Origin of the sequence: Rhodococcus sp. IEGM 1381 (genome assembly GCF_030056795.1) — a bacterium.
Taxonomy (GTDB): Bacteria; Actinomycetota; Actinomycetes; order Mycobacteriales; family Mycobacteriaceae; genus Rhodococcoides.
Genome location: NZ_JASHKQ010000026.1, coordinates 1 through 17032 on the forward strand (window position 1 = coordinate 1; position 17032 = coordinate 17032).

Sequence of the window (17032 nt, forward strand, 5' to 3'; positions counted from 1 at the left end):
GCAATCAGGTCCCCTTCACCACCTGGGACGGCTGGTACCGCCTCGACGCACACGAGCGCTCCCTCGGCGAGCCCGAGGGCCGCGAGCGCGTGAAGGTCGTCGAGCGTGAGGACATGCTGAAGGCATCCGAGCCCGACAAGGCCTAGAGCGGCTGCGCCGCAGGTGCACGAAACTTCGTAGTGGGCTACGAAGTTTCGTGCACATGCGCGAAGCGCTCTAGACCCGAACCGCCAGCAGCTTTCCCTCGGTCTCGATTTTGCGCTGATGCTCGTTGAAATCCGGTGCAGCGCAGACGAACAGCGTGCGACCGTCGGATCCGCCGAGTCCGCAGGCGAAGACCCCGAGATCGAAATCGAGCTGATCGAGAACTTCCCCACCCGGCGCGACGTGCAGCACCCGCTGCCCCAAGGCGTCGGCGATCCACATCGTGCCGTCGGTGTCGATGCAACATCCGTCGGCAGCCACTTTCACCTCGCCCAAAGCGGTCGCCATGTCCGTCGACGACGGCAGCTCACCGAAGCTCGCCCAGTCACGCCGCTCCCCCAGTGACCCGTCCTCGGCGATGTCGAACGCACTGACCCTGTTACCGACCGTCTCGTCGACGAGCAGTTCACCCGAACCCGTGAACGCCATCCCGTTGGGGAAGTACAGATCCGATGCCACGACGTGTGCAGAACCGTCCGGGTCGACGCGGATCAGATCGGCCGTCTCGACAGGAGCGAAGTTCATCAGGTCGAACCCGAAGTTCCCGATATAGGCGCGTCCCTGCGAGTCCACCAGCATGTCGTTGAGGTTCGCCGTCACATACGTCGACAGGTCGGCGTGGACGGTCAGCGAACCGTCGTGCTCGCGCAGCAGCAGTTTGTAGTCGCGCATCGACACGATCAGCAGTCGGCCGTCGGGCAACCAACCCAAGCCTGACGGCTGATTGGGCACCTCGGCTTCGACTCGCACGTCGGATCCGTCCTCGAGGGCAGAGACGACGCGGTGCGAATAGAAGTCCGATACCCAGATCCTCCCTTCGTGCCAGCGCGGACATTCGAAATAGGTGTAGCCGTCGAGAACGACAGTGGTCTCAGGTTTCATGTTTCGCATTCAAACACCGCGACACCGGGCCGCGACGGCGAATCCGCGAGCTGGCATGCTGAGACCCGTGTTCGACGCCCACCTGCACATCATCGACCCCCGTTTTCCGCTGATCGAGAACCACGGATTCTTGCCCGATCCCTACACGGTCTCGAATTACCTTTACGACGTGGACGGGCTCGGTATCACCGGCGGCGCGGTGGTGTCGGGATCGTTCCAGGGCACCGACCAGAGCTACCTGCTGGCTGCGCTGGAGACCCTCGGGCGCGGTTGGGTCGGCGTCACCCAGATCGATCCGGATTGCTCCGACGAGGACATCGTCGCGCTCGACGACGCGGGCGTGCGCGGTATGCGGTTCAATCTCAAACGCGGAGAGACGGATGTCGAGATGCTCACCACCCAGGCACGTCGTGTGCACGATCTGGTCGGGTGGCATGCCGAGCTGTACGTCGATGCGTCCCTGCTGCTCTCGCTCGAACCCATCCTCGCGAAGTTGCCAGCGGTGAGCATCGATCACCTGGGCTTGTCCACTCAGGGTCTGCCGTACCTTCTGAACCTCGTCGACCGCGGAGTACGCGTCAAGGCAACCGGATTCGGTCGAGTGGATCTCGACATCGCCGACACACTGCAGCAGATCCATCGAGTCAACCCCGCGGCGTTGATGTTCGGCACCGATCTACCCGGCACCCGTGCCCCACGCCCGTTCTCGGAGAACGACATCGACATCATCACCCATGCCGTCGGCGGCGACCTACCCGCCGTGCTCGACGGTAATGCCCGGGCTTGGTATCGGGTCCCTTAGAAAAGTACTGCTCCCCCGAGCCACACCGCTGAAGCGAGCAGCGCGCCGAACAGTTCCACCAGGATCGACAGCCCCGCAGCCTTGGTGGCATGCACGGTCGATCGCCAGGCCTCGGAATGGTTACGGTGCCTGGGCACTTCGGCTACGTAGACGCCTGCGATGAAACCGATGAAGAGCCCGACGACGGGGATGACGAAGAACCCGACGATGCCGAGCAGGCCGCCGACCATCAACGACCGCATCGGCACGCCCGCCTCCCGCATCCGACGGCCCGGCCAGGTGTATTTCACGACGCCGCTCAGAACCAGCAGCACCGTCGCGATCGCGAACACCGTCCACGCGGCCACTCCGCCGGTGATCCACGCCCACACCGCGACAGCCGCGAAGATCAGGATGGTGCCGGGCAGAATCGGGACGACGATGCCGACGAGGCCGACCAGAATCACCAGGCCGACCAGGACTTCTCCGAGCGCGCTCATGAGCTCAGTGTGCCCTGTGTCGGGTCAGACGACAGGACGAACCTTGCCTGCTGCCTCGCGTGCCCGGCTCCGCGCAGTCTCGATGTCCGACGCCGTCGACACCGCAACACCCATCCGGCGCCGGACGAAACTCGTCGGCTTGCCGAACAGGCGCAGGTCGGTCTCAGGAACCGCCAACGCATCGGCGACGCCTTCGAAGGAAATCCCGTCCGCATCGACACCGCCGTAGATCACCGCCGACGCGCCGGGCGAGAGCAGCGTCGTGTCGATCGGCAAACCGAGTACGGCACGGGCATGCAGCTCGAACTCCGAGAACCGTTGCGTGCGAAGCGTTACCAGACCGGTATCGTGCGGCCTGGGGCTGACCTCGGAGAAGTACACGGTGTCACCCTGAACGAACAACTCGACCCCGAACAGCCCACGCCCACCGAGCGCCGTCGTGATGCGCTCGGCGACGTCGCGGGCACTAGCGAGGGCCGCGTCGGACATCGGCTGCGGCTGCCAGGATTCGATGTAATCGCCGGATTCCTGCAGGTGGCCGATAGGCTGGCAGAAGAAAGTTCCGTCGATGGCTCGCACGGTGAGAAGTGTTATCTCGTAATCGAAGTCGACGAATCCCTCGACGATGACGCGGCCGAGGTCGACGCGACCACCCTTCAGTGCGTACTCCCAGGCCGCCTCGACTTCGGCCTCACTGCGAACAACGGACTGCCCCTTCCCCGACGACGACATGACCGGCTTGATGACGGCCGGAAAACCTATGGTGGACAGCGCTTGTCGAACATCGTCCAGCGAATCGGCAAAAGCGTAGGGCGAGGTCGGCAGCCCGAGTTCCTCAGCCGCCAATCGCCTGATGCCCTCGCGGTTCATCGTCAACTGCGTCGCGCGAGCCGTGGGAATCACCACACTGCGACCTCGGGCTTCCACCTCGGCGAGGGCGTCGGTGGCAATGGCCTCGATCTCCGGAACCACGAAGTCGGGCTGCTGCGAATCGATCAGCGCCAGAAGCTCTTCAGGGTCGCTCATGTCGATGGTGAACGCATGATGGGCCACCTGATGGCCGGGCGCATTGTCATAGCGGTCGACGGCAATCACCTCGACACCGAGGCGTTGGAACGCGATGATGACTTCTTTGCCCAGCTCACCTGAGCCGAGCAGCATCACCCGGGTGGCCCCGGGAGTGAGCGGAGTACCGATGCGGACGGGATCTGGGGCAGTCACAGCCCTATTATCCACACCCCAATTGGTTGGACGACCTAGTACAAGTTAGTCTCCATTCACATTCGCAGCTGACGAGTCGGAACGAGGCAAATAACCGTGTCGAACACTGGTGGACCGCTGACAGGGCTCCGCGTCGTCGAACTCGCAGGCATCGGCCCCGGCCCGCACGCCGCGCTACTTCTGGCCGACCTCGGCGCAGACGTCGTTCGCGTGCAACGCACAGGGCAGGTCTCTCCGCACGACCACCAGCTGCGCAGCCGCACCATCGTCGAGGCGAACCTCAAGGACCCCGCCGACATCGAGAAGGTTCTCGGCCTCGTCGAGCGCGCCGACGTGCTGATCGAGGGATTCCGCCCCGGTGTCACCGAGCGACTCGGACTCGGACCCGACGACGCCTTGGCCCGCAACCCGCGCCTGGTCTACGGACGCATGACCGGCTGGGGCCAGGAAGGCCCCTGGGCACAGACCGCAGGCCACGACATCAACTACATCTCGGTCACCGGGGTGCTGAACGCGATCGGCCGTGCGGGCGAGCGTCCGGTGCCGCCGCTGAACATGGTCGGCGACTTCGGTGGCGGCTCGATGTTCCTCGTCTTCGGCATCATGGCCGCGCTCTACGAGCGACAGAATTCGGGGCAGGGCCAGGTGGTCGACGCGGCCATGGTCGACGGCACCGCCGCTCTCTCGCACATGATCTGGGCCTGGCGTGGCGTCGGAGCGTGGAGCGACGACCGTGGTACCAACCTTCTCGATACCGGCGCACCGTTCTACGACACCTACGAGACCTCCGACGCCCAGTACATGGCCGTCGGCTCCCTCGAACCACAGTTCTACGCTCAACTGCTCACCGGACTCGGTCTCTCCGATGCGGACCTACCCTCGCAGATGGACAAGTCGCGCTGGCCGGAATTGCGCGAGAAGTTCACCTCGACATTCCTGACCAAGACCCGCGACGAATGGGCCGCGATCTTCGACGGCACCGACGCGTGCGTGTCGCCGGTCCTCACCTTCGCCGAGGCCCCGAACCACCCACACATGAAGGATCGAGACTCGCTCATCGACGTCGGCGGCGTCACGCAACACCGTCCGGCACCGCGGTTCTCCCGCACCGAGAACGGAGTCCCGACGCCACCGCCCGCCGCCGCTACCGACATCGCGTCGGTCTGGGCCTGATTTTTCGCCGAACTCGAAGTTGTGGACAGTTTTCGGCTGATTTCCGTCCTCAACTTCGAGTTCGCCCTCAGAAGACCAGGGCCGGCTGCTCCGCTTCGGCGCTCGGGGCCAAAGCTCGATACGCCGCGGCCGTCGCCGTAACAGCGGCCCGAAGTTCTTGCGGCTCACGGGTGTACGGCAGCCTGAGGTAGCGCTCGAAGGCACCCTCCACGCCGAATCGTGGTCCCGCTGCCAGCACCGCTCCGAACGCGGGAGCCGTGGCGGCCAACGCACTCGATACCGGCGCGGGCAGTTGCAGCCACAGCGACATGCCACCCTCCGAACGGCGATAGCGCCAGTCCGGAACATGTTTGGCCAGAGCATCTTCGAGCACGTCGCGACGCTCACGTAGTTGGGATCGACGCAGATCGAGGGCCGGTTCCGCGTCCTGAAGCAGAAATGACGACGCCAACTGGTCCATGATCGACGTGCCGAGGTCGTGGGCTGCGCGTGAGCCCGCGAGCTGCGAGACGAGTGACGGATGCGCCCTGATCCACCCGATGCGCAGGCCACCCCAGAACGACTTGGACGCCGAACCGATCGTGACGATATCCGAGCCGGAGACCCGCCCGAACGACGCGACCGGGGGCGGCGGCGGGGCGTCGAGCCACAGGTCCACCATGGTTTCGTCGACGATGAGTGTCATGCGGGTGTCGCGGGTGATGCGTGCGAGTTCGGCCCGCCCCTCCGCGTCCAGCACCTGACCGGTGGGGTTATGGAAGTCCGGAATCAGATACGCCACCTTGGCCGCCGTTTGTCTTGCTGCACTGCGGATCCCGTCGAGATCCCAGTCACCGTCCGCGGGGCGCACCGGTACCGGCACCGGCCGCGCACCCACTCGCCTGATGGCCTCGAGGGCGTTGGGGTACGTGGGGTGATCGATCAGCACGCGATCGCCAGGCGAGGTCAGTGTGCCCAGTAGCAGCCGAACTGCCTGCTGCGCACCAGATGTGACCATGATCTGGTCCGCGGTTGTCGGCAGTCCACGTTCGACGAAGCGCTGTGCGATGGCCTCCCGCAGCACCGCCAGACCGATGGGCTCCATACCGTGCGTCGGCAGGTACGCCGGAAGTGCCTGCAGCGCAGACTCGTACGCGGCAGTCATCGTGCCGTCCGCCGCCGACATCGCTGCGTGAGACATGTCCACCACCGGCCCGGACGGCGACGTCGACTGGATCAACAATCCGTTAGGGGTTGGCGCGGCAGGCAGCGCGACGGTACTGCGCGAGCCCTGCTTGCTGATCAGATAGCCCTCGTCACGCAACACCGAGTACGAGGAGGTGATCGTCGTGCGACTCAGATCGAGGGCCGCCGAGAGATCACGCTCACTGGGCAGACCCACACCGAGCGGAATACGGCCGTCGTGAATGAGCAGCCGGACGCCGTCTGCCAACGCGCGATACGTCGGACGCGAGGCCTTGCGCTTACCCGATCCATCCGCGGTCGCGTCGGCGCGCCAGCTACCGAGATCGCGGGCCAGTGACGTTGCATTGAGAACTCTCGAGGCCATGCTCCCCAGTATTCGCGCACTGGCATCGAACATTCAAGTCCATTCACCGATGAACTGGACTGCTCTGTGGCAACGGGTGGATACTGGAGCCATGCCGAGCAGCACGCTCTTCGACACCGCCATCGGACGCTGCGGTATCGCGTGGACCGATGAGGGGATAGTCGCGGTTGCGTTGCCCGAACCGTCGGACGAGGCAATGGAGGATTACCTGGCCGGCTTCGGCGCGGCGCATAGGCAAGTCGATGCAATCGCGGCCGATGCGATCGACCGGATAGTCGGCCTACTCGACGGACGGGCCGTCGACATGAGATCGATTCCGCTGGTTCTCGAGGTCTCGGAGTTCGACGCCTCGGTGTACACGGTCTGCAGCGAGATTCCCCGAGGCTCGACGCTTACATACGGCGACATCGCCCGCAGACTCGGCCATCCCGGCGCGGCCCAAGCGGTCGGCGGAGCGCTCGGTCGAAACCCCGTGCCGATCATCGTCCCGTGCCATCGAGTACTCGGCGCGGGCACGGAGGTCGGAGGGTTTTCGGCACCGGGCGGAGCGAACACCAAACAACGAATTCTCGGCATAGAAGGTGTGCCGGGATTCGATGAGCCGACGCTGTTCTGAATCAGATCGCGGCTTTTATCCGACTACGTGATCGAATAAACCGCCGAAAACAGCGAGGAGGCTTTCAGGCAGGGATTCCCAGCGCGGAAATAGGACCGTCGACCGCCGACATTAATACAGCTTCCGGACCGGGGCTCACGTCCGATTCCTCGCGCCGACCACCGATGGTGAAGGCACCGACATCGGGCAGCCATCCGATTGCCCCGCGCTGGAAGAGGTTGTATCTGCCGGAGCCTGTCGGCGTCGGACGTTCGTTGCTGATCGGATAGCCAAGTGCCCCATAGGGTCCGCCGTGACCGAGATACCAATCGAGTATCGGACCGTGCACCTCGTGCGCGCCACCTTCGGGAAGAGCGAACACGGTTGCATGGGTGAATTCGAGCATGCCGCCACCCTCGGGGCCGAGCATGAATTCACCGGTCTGAGCGCCGATCCAGGGATGTTCGTAAGTGAAGCGATCGAATTGGTAGCTGAAAACTTCCAATCCGTTGTAATTTTCAGTCATCGCTCGAACCTCCGTCGCTTTACCTGAACAGATTATCCACGTCGGCGAGCAGATGTGCAGTTCGATTCGGACATATATGTGACTGAGCTATTTCAGCAGCGCGAGAATGTCCGGCGGAATCTGGTCCGTTTTCGTCGGATCGACCACCGTCCGAGACCACGAACCGCCGGTGCCGTCGAGACGAACGAGCTGATCCGGACCGAGTATCCACAGCTGATCCCCCGCCGACCAGTTCACGCCGTAGCCGTACGCCTCACTGGAACTGGCGGGAGCGCTGTACTGCGCGGTTCCGGCGGTGTCGACGATCTGCAGCGTTGGAGCGCCGTCGATACTCACGACCTGCGCGGCGGACGCACCCGATGGCGAGCTCTGCGGGGCCGAGAGAAGGGTGGGTGCCGACGCGGCCTCTTCCGGCGGGACTGCCACTGCGGGAGTGTCGGTAGTGGACGACGGAGTGGTGGTGCTCGGCGTCGTGCCGTCGGGTTGGACCTCCGCGGGCGGCGCAACCGGGGACTCTTCGGTGAGCGAGGGGTCCGTAGTGGTCGGGGCAGGTGCGGTTGTGGACTCCGGAACCAGCGGGAACGTCACCGTCGGAGCAGATTCCGTAGTTTGAGGTAATGCCGACGGTGCCCTGCGGGGGGACACACCACTCGCGAGTGCGTTGCCGCAGTCCACGCCCGGAAGGAGGTTCAACAATGAGGTGGTTTCCGTCATGTTCAGCGTAAACCCGGCGCTAGGCATCGAATACTGACCGGCCCGAACTGTCTCCACCCGAAAAACCCATTCTCCTGTCCTTAGGCCCAGCAGGAGACCATTGGACACATCGGCCGAAGTACCGGACACAGTCACGATCCGATCGGGCTGACCGTTAGGCGTCCTTCTGGTGATAGTCCACCTGTATGTCAATCCGGTCCCGAGCACAGGCGGTGTCCAGGACATCGTGACTGACTTGCCGATCAGGTTGAGAATTCCCGAATTATTGACACATTTGAGAGCGGTCGGCGGCAGCAACGGTGGAGCCGTAATGATCCCGCTCAGCGCTGTTGCCGTATCGGTACCCGCGGCGAGCGTTGTTGGAGTGCTCGATGCAGAGATTCCCACTGCGCTTACGGCCGCAATGGCAAGCACAACGGTCAGCGGAGATTTGCTGTGTCGCGCCCGTGGCGTTCCCTCTGGTTGCACTCCATCAGGCTCGGCTTCTCGGCGACTTTCGGGTCTGAACGCCAACATCAACAAGACCCCGACGAGGATGCCGCCGATGAAGACCGCAACCGGTCCAGTCAGCCAGGTCACCGCGTAGCCGAGTTTCGGAACGCTGAAGATCACGCGTCCGGCTTCACTGACGATGTAGGTTTCCACGTCGGCGTCAGAGTTTGCATCGCCCTGCAGGATCAACTGGGCACTGTCGGTCCCCACTGCCCCGATCTCGACCACCCTGTGGGTGATGCCGTTGCCTGCTGCATTGGTGACGTTGACAATGTCGCCGACCTGAATCTCCGTGGCGGGTGTCTTCTTGCTCAGTGCCAAAGCGCCGGTGTCGATGGCCGGAGCCATCGACCCGGACCGGAAGATCAGCGGAGTGATTCCGAAGAAGACAGCGGCCAGAGCGAACAACACACAGATCAACCCGGCGAATGCCCCTACGCTCAGCGCGATCTCGCGGTAAAGCCGAGCGCGAGTTCGCGGGATGGCAGTCGGCGCATGGCCGTCGGCAATATCCGACATGACTAGCTCGACGTCGCAGTGAGGGTGTAGGTGATGGTGCCGGTCGCGGGAGTTGTGGGTGACGCTGCGGTGGAGCGCATCGTGACATTGATGCAGAGTTGATCTGTTTGCCCAGTGATGATGGTGCTTGTCGGCCGCGCAAGCAGTGGGCGGCTCAGACCGGGAAAGGGCTTCGACGTGTTGAGTCCTGACACCGTGCTGAGCGGGCTTCCGCTGCATGCTCCGGACACCGGCGGACCGGAGAAGACCGAAGAGTCGAGCAGCAGCCCGAGTGTGGCGTCGCTGGCCAGGACAGAGATTGTGTAGTTATTTGCGACCGAACCCTCGGCGTTGGTCACCAGCAGTCCAGCGGCGACGGTATCGCCGGGAAACATGGCCGTCTTCGTCAGCGCAGTCGAAAAAGCAGTCGGGTTGTTGTCCACCGCGGGGTTTCCGACCATGATGTCCAACTTGCCCGTAGTGAAGGTCCCTGATGTTGCCGTCGCAGTATCCGACCATGCGGCAAGAGTTCCCACTGCACCGAGTCCAAGCACGATGCCGATCGACATGATCGCCCGGGCGCGAGCGCTGATCATCGCGGCACCGATCCGACGGAGAACCGCCTTCGGGCCGGTGGAGTCACTGTGACGCGACATCAGGGCTGCGCCCCTTCCATATTCGTCCGCGCCACCGTTGGTTTTGGGCAGGCGGCACTGTTGCGGTAATCCCAATCCATAACGACGTCGATGGCGGCGCTGGAAGTTCGGGTGTCGTTTCCTGCCGCATCGGACATCGACACGACGGTATCGATTCGTTTCTTCTCGCCCACTGCAACCGCAGTGACGGAGCAGGATTCGGCCGAATTCTCTCTATCGAACGAAACGCTCAGGGAACGAGAAAAATCAGCGTTGTCGCTCGCGATGCTCACCGTCAGCCGGCCGTCTCGGTCGGTGTCATTGAAAATGTAGAACTGCGATTGGCGGGTATCACCGGGAACCCACCGAATCTCGTTGTCGAATAATGGCGCTCGCAGATCGGTCATCCACTGCTCACCGTCGTAGCTGTACTTGATGGTCTGCGCGGCCTGGGTAGGCACGGCACCGAGGAGGAGCACCACGGCAACTCCTGCAAAGGCTGCGGTGCAAGTGACGAACGTACTGTGTTTCACGACGAGTGCTCCCGTCGCGCACGGTAGCGATCCACACCGGCACCGGCGAACATCACCACCGCATAGCCGAAGAGACCGATCACGATGACAGCGACGGTAATCTTGCGCTGTTCGCCGTTGAGCCAGTTGTTGACGTAGCCCATGTACGGAACCGAATACCAAACTTCACCACGGATTTGCCCTACCTGCACCGGGTTCTCGTCGTCGGCTCCGTTGTTGTCACCGCGCGTGATGAAAGTGAGCTCCCCCGCTCCGCTCTGCCGAGTAGCGACAATGCGGTGCGTCACCACTTCGGGCTCGCCCGAACGTATTTGGTAGGTGATCGGCGTTCCGATGGCAAGTTCACCAGGCTCGACGGGACGCACGACGATGAGGCTGCCGGGCGGATACGTCGGCTCCATCGACTGAGTCAGGACGGTGTACGGAGTGGCCCCGGTGACTCGCGGGACTACGACGGTGGCCAGCAGAATCAGAATCATCACGGCCAGCAGCGCGTACGACACGACGCGGCTCACCCACCACCAGACGCCCGTACGCTCATCGTCTTCTTCGCGCGGAGGCACGACCGGGATGACATCGGTGTCGTCGGTGGTCATGCCTGATCCGCTCGGAAGGAGAACGTCACCGTAGAGGTGCTGGTCTGGGGTGGCTGATCGGAGGTGGTGAGGCGGAAACACCACACCTCGTTCGATCCGGGGGCGAGGGGGCGGGCAGCTGCGGGTGTAGTGGGCACCTGAGCGCCCGCCGCATTGCCGTTGAACAACACAGTCGCACCGATAGGTGCGCCGGCTGCGGGGCATGCCGCAGCGCTCACGACGGTGCTTGCCGTCAGAGTGAACGGGAGCGATCCGTTCACCGTGGTGCTCTGCAGCCGAAAAACGAAAGGAGTGCTTCCGTTGTTGCGAATCAACAACGGTGCCTGCGCGAAACCGTTGGGCACGAGGCCGGTATTCCCCAACCCCGGAATGACGAAGTTCGGGACCTCGGCCGAACTCTCGGGGCCGAGCTTGATGTCCAAGGTGCCCGAGGTGATGGTGCCGCCACCGAGCACTTCTTCGTCGCGCCACAGCGCGCCCGTCACCTGTGCCGAGCCGAAACTCACCACAAGGACGGACGCGGCTGCCAACGCCCAGTATCGACCGTGCTTCAAAAGAACCTGGACTCAGGGAACGAGCGGACGGATCTGCGTGAGATCGAGGGTAAACGCGGACAGATTGATGTTCTGATTCTGCGCCAGTATGCCGTCAGTCCCGATAGCGAATGTGAACTCGACCCGCACTGTGACAACCTGATTTTCCGCAGCGGAGTTCGGAGCGGTGATCACTGCTCCACCGGTTCCAGTTGTGGGGAGAGCACCGCTGGTTGCACCGGTCGCCGTGACCGTCGTAGTGATTGCATCGAGCAGCTCGCCTGGATCGGTGGTGGTCCCGTTTCCGGGGCCTGCAGCAATGTTGCTGATGTCGGCCGTCAGGTTTGCCGTGAGATTGTTGCCCTCGGCCTGAATGTTGAATCGAGCCGTGTACGCCACGGTATCGCCGGGAACGATGCGGAAAGCCGCGATGTCGGCAATCGGCAAATCCGCTCCAGCGTTGACGTCGTCCGATGCGTCGAACCACGCGGCCGAATTGGGCACTAACGTCAGGCTTAGATCGCCCGACGTGATCGTTCCACCACCGAGCGTCTCGCTGTCATTCCAAACTGCAAGCGATCCCAAACCGCCGAGCAGCAGAACAGCTGCCGCCCCCGCGGCTATGGCGCCTTTGGTTGCCTTGTTCATTCGTTCTACTTTCTTCGGTGGCCTTGTCTATCGGGCCGAGGGGGGTGACCCGGTTGGGTCGTCGGCCATCCGAAGAGGCCTCCGCAACTGGTGCGATGCTCATTGTTTCGCCATGACGACCTGGCCCGTTACCCATGTGGGAGTAAAAGTCCAGAAGACTTTTTGGTCGGTTATTTCGGACTCTACGTTTACACATTATTCTTTGATGTAAAGCATCATAGGATGTAAGATTGTCTGCTCCGCTGGACGACGCCGCTGTTCAGACCGCACTCAACAGCGGCTGCGTCATCACTTAACGCAATTTCACATTAATGCCCGCTGTTTTTGTAGCGCCACGGAGATCATCGTCGGTGCGCCGTCCGGAGCGCGCGAAAAAGCCCCGAGGCTACATGCCTCGGGGCTTCTATTTCGCGCGAAATACCTACCGCAGAATGTCGCGTCGAACGATGGTCTCGTCGCGACCCGGTCCGACACCGATGCACGACATGTACGCACCCGACAGCTCTTCGAGACGCAGGACGTAGTTCTGTGCGTTGATCGGCAGTTCCTCGAACGTACGGGCACCGGAGATGTCTTCCCACCAACCGGGCATCTCTTCGTAGATCGGCTTCGCGTGATGGAAACCGGTCTGCGTCATCGGCATCTCGTCGTGCCGCACACCGTCCACGTCGTACGCGACACAGATCGGCACGGTGTCCAAGCTGGACAACACGTCGAGCTTGGTCAGGAAGTAGTCGGTGATGCCGTTGACGCGGGTGGCGTATCGCGCGATGACCGCGTCGAACCAGCCCGTACGGCGAGCGCGACCGGTGGTGACGCCCACCTCGCCGCCCTGCTTGGCCAGGTACTCACCGTAATTGTCGAACAGCTCTGTCGGGAACGGACCCGAGCCGACACGCGTCGTGTAAGCCTTGAGGATGCCGAGTACGGTACCGATCTTGTTGGGGCCGATGCCGGAGCCGACCGACGCGCCGCCCGCCGTCGGGTTCGAGGACGTGACGTAGGGGTACGTGCCGTGATCGACGTCGAGCAGCGTGCCCTGCGATCCCTCGAGCAGAATGGTCTCGCCGCGCTCGAGCGCGAGGTTGAGCTGCAACCTGGTGTCGGTGATGCGGTGCTTGAAGCCCTCGGCCTGCTCGAGTACCTCGTCCACGACCTGCTGAGAATCCAGGGCGCGTCGGTTGTAGATCTTGGAGAGCACCTGGTTCTTGAATTCCAGTGCGGCCTCGACCTTTTGGGTCAGGATCTTCTCGTCGAGCACATCGGCGGCTCGGACTCCGACGCGAGCGATCTTGTCCTGGTAGCAGGGCCCGATGCCGCGGCCGGTAGTGCCGATCTTCTTGGCACCGAGGAAGCGCTCGGTCACCTTGTCGATGGCCACGTGGTACGGCATGATCAGGTGCGCATCGGCGCTGAGCAGCAGGTTCGAGGTGTCGACGTCGCGCTTCTCGAGGCCGTCGAGCTCGGTGAGCAGAACACCCGGATCGACGACGACGCCGTTACCGATGACGTTCTTCACGCCCGGCGTGAGGATTCCCGACGGGATCAGATGCAGCGCGAACTTGTCGCCGTTCGGAAGCACGACGGTGTGCCCGGCGTTGTTGCCGCCCTGGTAACGAACGACCCACTGGAGGCGTTCGCCGAAAAGGTCGGTGGCTTTGCCTTTGCCCTCGTCGCCCCACTGGGCGCCGATCAGGACTATCGCCGGCATGTGCTCTCCTACGTTGCTTTCGTGCAAGGACGTGCTGCAGATCTACAAGAACGGATGCAGCAGTCACCATTTGTCGCAGGCGCGACAGTGGCCGGAGGAACAGTCTAGCCGAGCCGGTGAGCTGGCCCGCATGCCGCTACGGCGGATCCGAAACGAGGGCACTATGGTCGTGACGAGGTTCGACCGAAGACCGAGGAGCGCCGTGACACCGTTCGTTCTGCACTGCGGAAATCCGCTTCTGCCGATCGCGCTGACCGACGTCCCGCTGCGCAGCGCCGATGCCGTACCGACCGACGACGATTGCAGCGCCCTTTTCTCCGACATCGAATCAGCTCCCGCACCCCGCATCATCGTCCTGGGCGACGACGCCTCCCTGGCCGCCGTACTGACCCGGTTGATGCGTGCCGACCGCCTGCACGTCGAAGTCGCCTTCGTACCGGAGGCCGCGACCAACGCAGCCCACATCTACAAACTCGGCACCGGATCACGCGCCGCCAAAGTGGCGCTCACCGGAACGGCGTCGAGCACACCCCTCATTCGCGACGACGCAGGCAAAGCCGTCGTCGGTCGGGCGCTCCTCGGCGGTGCCGACGGCGCGGAACTCGCGGGCGAGGCCTACGTCGACGACACCCGCCTGTTCTCCGGGGTCGTACCCGGCGTCGAGGTGGCACCTACCCCTGAGCTGCCGGGCCTGCGCGCGCGAGTGATCGGCCGTCGCCGGCTGCTGCCCCGCCGCTGGGTGAGCGGGCGCGCGATGCAACTCGGCTCCCCCGCAGCCCAACTACTGCGCGACGGCATCGCCGGCGACAGAACGGTGAAGAGATCCACGTTCTACCGCCACGATCAGGAGTGGTTGCTGGTCCGATGACCGTTCCGCTGATCCGATGACCGTTCCGCTGCGACGCAGTCCCGTTATGCCGAGCCCGGTGTTCGTTGCCGTTCTCGCTGTCGCAGGAGTGGGCGGCGCGCTTGCCTGGACGGCCGAGGACGTTACGTCCTTCTCGGCGCGGCTCGGGGTGTTCGTTCTGGTCCTCGCCGGCTGGATTGCCTCGGTGTGCTTGCACGAGTTCGGCCACGCCTTCACCGCATTTCGCGCCGGAGATCGCGAAGTCGAGCTCCGCGGCTACCTGACGCTCAACCCGCTGAAGTACACCCATCCGTTGCTCTCGATCGTCCTGCCGGTGGTGTTCATCGCGATCGGCGGAATCGGCCTGCCGGGCGGCGCCGTGTACCTGCGCACCGGCCAGTTCTCGGCGTCGACGCAACGGCGCATCGCCCTGGCCGGCCCGTTCGCCAATGCCGTTGTCGCCGTTGCACTTCTGGTCGTCATCAGACTGTTCGGCACCGACGGCACCCACGCCGCATTCTGGTACGGGCTCAGCTTCCTGGCGTTCCTGCAGATAATGGCCACCATCCTGAACCTGATTCCTGTGCCGGGACTCGACGGGTACGCCGCACTGGAGCCCTCGCTCTCACCCGCGACGAGGGCATCGCTGGCCCAGTTCAAGACGTACGGCTTGCTCGTACTCGTGGCCTTGCTGTTCGTGCCCGCAGTCAACTCCGCATTCTTCGGAGCGATCTACACCCTGTTCGGGCTGTCCGGTGTTCCCGAGTTCTTCGCCGGCAACGGCAACTACCTGATGCGATTCTGGGCCTGACACTTCGCTCGGTAGCGGAACAAGCTGCACGGTATCGAACGCGATCGACGGGATTCCGAAAATTCGGGCAGGTTCTGCGCATTCTTTCCCAACACTGTCGGTGCCGGGTCGCATAATTTCCGCATGACGACGTGGAACGAGTTTTCGACTGCAGCCCCGAACTTGGCATCGGCGGTCAGGGCCAGATTCACCGCCCACAAACACCATGTTCTTGCGACGCTACGAGCAGACGGCTCACCGCGAGTGAGCGGAACCGAGGTGGAGTTCGACGCCAGCGGCGTACTGCGCCTCGGGTCGATGCTCGGCGCGGTCAAAGCGCGAGACCTGCAGCGCGACGGACGGTTCGCGCTGCACAGCAATCCGGGTCACCACTCCATGGACGGCGGTGATGCAAAGATCAGCGGAGTTGCCGTCGAGATCACCGATCCGGCTGTGCTGCAACCGATATTCGACGCCGCGCCGGGCGAACTGGTGCCGTATCACGTGTTCGATCTCGACATCACCGAGATCGTGCTGACGTCCCTGGTGGACGATCACATGCAGATCGACGTGTGGCGTCCGGGTGACGCCGAGGTTCGTACCGTCACCAGGTGAGCTCTTCCTTGCACGTCCGACCGTGCGCCGCCGGCTCGACCTGCACCGTGGCGTGGTCGAGTCCGTAGGTGGACAACAACGACTTGGCACGATCGAGCACCATCGACGACGACCCCTCGCACTCGAGATGCACTGTGGCCACATCCATTCCGGTGGTGAGCGTCCACACGTGCAGGTCGTGCACTCCGGTCACTCCGGGAAGTGCGCTCAGGTCCCCTGTCAACGCGTCCACGTCGACGTCTGCTGGACTGGCCTGGGTGAGAATGCGTAGCGCCGAGCCGGCCAGCTTGATCGCTCGCGGGATCACCCACAGAGAAATCAACACACCCACGACGATGTCCACCCAGGTCCACTGGAACAGCAGCATCAGCACACCGCCGACGAGCACCCCGACACTGCCGACCGCGTCGGCCAGGACTTCCATGTATGCGCCGCGGACCGCGAGCGAATCCTTGGCGTCGCCGCGAATGAGCAGCATGACAACGATATTGGCCGCGAGACCGGCCGCCGCTGTGAGAATGAGTGGTAGGCCCGGGATTTCGGGAGCATCACCGATCCTAGATATCGCCTCGTACATGATGAAGGCCGCAACACCCAGCAGCAGAACAGCATTGGCGATGGCGGTCAACACCTCGGCGCGGTGCCAGCCGAAAGTTCTTGCCGCGGCGGCGCTTCCCTTACGTGCCAGCAGAAGTGCAATCAATCCCATGGACATACCGAGTACGTCGGTGAGCATGTGGCCGGCATCGGCGAGCAGTCCGAGCGAACCGATCGCCAGCGCGACGGTTGCCTCGACGACGAGGAACACCGCCAGAATCGCCAGCGCCACGACCATCTTGCGAACGCGGGACCTGGGTGGACCCGCCCCTGCGGACGAATGACCGCCCACTCCGTGACTGTGTCCGTGACCGGCGCCCATGACTCCCCCTTGCGTACCTGTAGCTGCTTCCGGCAGTCACCATATGCGTACATACGCATACATGCAATGG

At 63.5% G+C, this 17032-nt stretch carries 19 protein-coding genes and 1 pseudogene; 7 read left to right on the plus strand and 13 right to left on the minus strand.

The features are described from left to right. Positions 1 to 146, plus strand: a pseudogene (locus QM797_RS25610) (pyridine nucleotide-disulfide oxidoreductase); the annotation flags it as partial. Positions 147 to 216: 70 nt separating this feature from the next. Here QM797_RS25610 and QM797_RS25615 read toward each other — a convergent pair. Next, a complete protein-coding gene (locus QM797_RS25615; RefSeq protein WP_283278536.1) occupies positions 217 to 1086 on the minus strand; it encodes an SMP-30/gluconolactonase/LRE family protein in 870 nt (289 codons plus the stop codon). A 55-nt stretch (positions 1087 to 1141) separates the two neighbouring features. Between QM797_RS25615 and QM797_RS25620 the strand changes: the two genes are divergently transcribed. After that, the gene (locus QM797_RS25620) at positions 1142 to 1888 is read left to right on the plus strand and encodes an amidohydrolase family protein (protein WP_283278537.1); all 747 of its coding nucleotides are present in this window, start codon (positions 1142 to 1144) and stop codon (positions 1886 to 1888) included. Here QM797_RS25620 and QM797_RS25625 read toward each other — a convergent pair. Continuing rightward, entirely contained in the window at positions 1885 to 2367 is a 483-nt protein-coding gene (locus tag QM797_RS25625) for a DUF456 domain-containing protein (protein WP_283278538.1), read from the minus strand. The two genes, QM797_RS25620 and QM797_RS25625, sit on opposite strands and share 4 nt — an antisense overlap. Positions 2368 to 2391: 24 nt before the next feature. Continuing rightward, complete coding sequence (purT, locus tag QM797_RS25630; RefSeq protein ID WP_283278539.1) at positions 2392 to 3588, minus strand: formate-dependent phosphoribosylglycinamide formyltransferase; 1197 nt, start codon at positions 3586 to 3588, stop codon at positions 2392 to 2394. 96 nt (positions 3589 to 3684) lie between these two features. On the opposite strand from purT, the gene QM797_RS25635 reads away from it, so the two are divergent. Then, entirely contained in the window at positions 3685 to 4761 is a 1077-nt protein-coding gene (locus tag QM797_RS25635; protein WP_283278540.1) for a CaiB/BaiF CoA transferase family protein, read from the plus strand. Positions 4762 to 4828: 67 nt separating this feature from the next. On the opposite strand, the gene yczR is transcribed toward QM797_RS25635, so the two are convergent. Continuing rightward, the gene (gene yczR / locus QM797_RS25640; RefSeq protein WP_283278542.1) at positions 4829 to 6310 is read right to left on the minus strand and encodes a MocR-like transcription factor YczR; all 1482 of its coding nucleotides are present in this window, start codon (positions 6308 to 6310) and stop codon (positions 4829 to 4831) included. Between the two features lie 91 nt (positions 6311 to 6401). Here yczR and QM797_RS25645 point away from each other — a divergent pair, with 91 nt between their 5' ends. Further along, a complete protein-coding gene (locus QM797_RS25645) occupies positions 6402 to 6926 on the plus strand; it encodes a methylated-DNA--[protein]-cysteine S-methyltransferase (protein WP_283278581.1) in 525 nt (174 codons plus the stop codon). A 64-nt stretch (positions 6927 to 6990) separates the two neighbouring features. On the opposite strand, the gene QM797_RS25650 is transcribed toward QM797_RS25645, so the two are convergent. The 8 genes from QM797_RS25650 to QM797_RS25685 all read right to left on the minus strand — a co-directional run bounded on the left by QM797_RS25650 (position 6991) and on the right by QM797_RS25685 (position 13791). Then, positions 6991 to 7431 carry an LGFP repeat-containing protein gene (locus QM797_RS25650; protein ID WP_283278543.1) on the minus strand — a complete coding sequence of 147 codons (441 nt, stop codon included), beginning with the start codon at positions 7429 to 7431 and terminating at the stop codon, positions 6991 to 6993. An 87-nt stretch (positions 7432 to 7518) separates the two neighbouring features. Next, positions 7519 to 9156: a signal peptidase I gene (locus QM797_RS25655; RefSeq protein WP_283278544.1), complete on the minus strand. Its 1638-nt coding sequence runs from the start codon at positions 9154 to 9156 to the stop codon at positions 7519 to 7521. A 2-nt stretch (positions 9157 to 9158) separates the two neighbouring features. Further along, positions 9159 to 9791: a SipW-dependent-type signal peptide-containing protein gene (locus tag QM797_RS25660; RefSeq protein WP_283278545.1), complete on the minus strand. Its 633-nt coding sequence runs from the start codon at positions 9789 to 9791 to the stop codon at positions 9159 to 9161. Then, a complete protein-coding gene (locus tag QM797_RS25665) occupies positions 9791 to 10231 on the minus strand; it encodes a hypothetical protein (protein WP_283278546.1) in 441 nt (146 codons plus the stop codon). Before QM797_RS25665 ends, QM797_RS25660 begins: the two co-directional genes overlap by 1 nt. Before the next feature lie 68 nt (positions 10232 to 10299). Continuing rightward, positions 10300 to 10899, minus strand: a complete 600-nt coding sequence (locus QM797_RS25670) for a signal peptidase I (protein ID WP_283278548.1) — start codon at positions 10897 to 10899, stop codon at positions 10300 to 10302. Further along, the gene (locus tag QM797_RS25675; protein ID WP_283278550.1) at positions 10896 to 11405 is read right to left on the minus strand and encodes a hypothetical protein; all 510 of its coding nucleotides are present in this window, start codon (positions 11403 to 11405) and stop codon (positions 10896 to 10898) included. Before QM797_RS25675 ends, QM797_RS25670 begins: the two co-directional genes overlap by 4 nt. 60 nt (positions 11406 to 11465) lie before the next feature. After that, entirely contained in the window at positions 11466 to 12080 is a 615-nt protein-coding gene (locus QM797_RS25680) for an alternate-type signal peptide domain-containing protein (RefSeq protein WP_283278552.1), read from the minus strand. A gap of 421 nt (positions 12081 to 12501) precedes the next feature. After that, positions 12502 to 13791 carry an adenylosuccinate synthase gene (locus QM797_RS25685; RefSeq protein ID WP_032401538.1) on the minus strand — a complete coding sequence of 430 codons (1290 nt, stop codon included), beginning with the start codon at positions 13789 to 13791 and terminating at the stop codon, positions 12502 to 12504. A 163-nt stretch (positions 13792 to 13954) separates the two neighbouring features. On the opposite strand from QM797_RS25685, the gene QM797_RS25690 reads away from it, so the two are divergent. From QM797_RS25690 to QM797_RS25700, 3 genes are all read left to right on the plus strand, one after another. Further along, the gene (locus QM797_RS25690; protein ID WP_283278555.1) at positions 13955 to 14659 is read left to right on the plus strand and encodes a hypothetical protein; all 705 of its coding nucleotides are present in this window, start codon (positions 13955 to 13957) and stop codon (positions 14657 to 14659) included. A gap of 16 nt (positions 14660 to 14675) precedes the next feature. Next, a complete protein-coding gene (locus tag QM797_RS25695) occupies positions 14676 to 15449 on the plus strand; it encodes a site-2 protease family protein (RefSeq protein WP_283278556.1) in 774 nt (257 codons plus the stop codon). A gap of 123 nt (positions 15450 to 15572) precedes the next feature. Continuing rightward, positions 15573 to 16043 (plus strand): pyridoxamine 5'-phosphate oxidase family protein, encoded by a 471-nt coding sequence (locus QM797_RS25700; protein WP_283278557.1) that lies wholly within the window; start codon positions 15573 to 15575, stop codon positions 16041 to 16043. Here the strand turns inward: QM797_RS25700 and QM797_RS25705 are convergent. Beyond that, on the minus strand, positions 16033 to 16962 hold the full coding sequence (locus QM797_RS25705; RefSeq protein WP_283278558.1) for a cation diffusion facilitator family transporter: 930 nt from the start codon (positions 16960 to 16962) through the stop codon (positions 16033 to 16035). The two genes, QM797_RS25700 and QM797_RS25705, sit on opposite strands and share 11 nt — an antisense overlap. Positions 16963 to 17032 lie beyond the last annotated feature (70 nt).

Bases quoted from the DNA above. Each gene is read 5' to 3' on its own strand.
- QM797_RS25615 (WP_283278536.1), bottom strand. From the start codon at position 1,086: ATGAAACCTGAGACCACTGTCGTTCTCGACGGCTACACCTATTTCGAA.
- QM797_RS25620 (WP_283278537.1), top strand. From the start codon at position 1,142: ATGCTGAGACCCGTGTTCGACGCCCACCTGCACATCATCGACCCCCGT.
- QM797_RS25625 (WP_283278538.1), bottom strand. From the start codon at position 2,367: ATGAGCGCGCTCGGAGAAGTCCTGGTCGGCCTGGTGATTCTGGTCGGC.
- yczR (WP_283278542.1), bottom strand. From the start codon at position 6,310: ATGGCCTCGAGAGTTCTCAATGCAACGTCACTGGCCCGCGATCTCGGT.
- QM797_RS25645 (WP_283278581.1), top strand. From the start codon at position 6,402: ATGCCGAGCAGCACGCTCTTCGACACCGCCATCGGACGCTGCGGTATC.
- QM797_RS25650 (WP_283278543.1), bottom strand. From the start codon at position 7,431: ATGACTGAAAATTACAACGGATTGGAAGTTTTCAGCTACCAATTCGAT.
- QM797_RS25655 (WP_283278544.1), bottom strand. From the start codon at position 9,156: ATGTCGGATATTGCCGACGGCCATGCGCCGACTGCCATCCCGCGAACT.
- QM797_RS25660 (WP_283278545.1), bottom strand. From the start codon at position 9,791: ATGTCGCGTCACAGTGACTCCACCGGCCCGAAGGCGGTTCTCCGTCGG.
- QM797_RS25670 (WP_283278548.1), bottom strand. From the start codon at position 10,899: ATGACCACCGACGACACCGATGTCATCCCGGTCGTGCCTCCGCGCGAA.
- QM797_RS25680 (WP_283278552.1), bottom strand. From the start codon at position 12,080: ATGAACAAGGCAACCAAAGGCGCCATAGCCGCGGGGGCGGCAGCTGTT.
- QM797_RS25685 (WP_032401538.1), bottom strand. From the start codon at position 13,791: ATGCCGGCGATAGTCCTGATCGGCGCCCAGTGGGGCGACGAGGGCAAA.
- QM797_RS25690 (WP_283278555.1), top strand. From the start codon at position 13,955: ATGGTCGTGACGAGGTTCGACCGAAGACCGAGGAGCGCCGTGACACCG.
- QM797_RS25695 (WP_283278556.1), top strand. From the start codon at position 14,676: ATGACCGTTCCGCTGCGACGCAGTCCCGTTATGCCGAGCCCGGTGTTC.
- QM797_RS25700 (WP_283278557.1), top strand. From the start codon at position 15,573: ATGACGACGTGGAACGAGTTTTCGACTGCAGCCCCGAACTTGGCATCG.
- QM797_RS25705 (WP_283278558.1), bottom strand. From the start codon at position 16,962: ATGGGCGCCGGTCACGGACACAGTCACGGAGTGGGCGGTCATTCGTCC.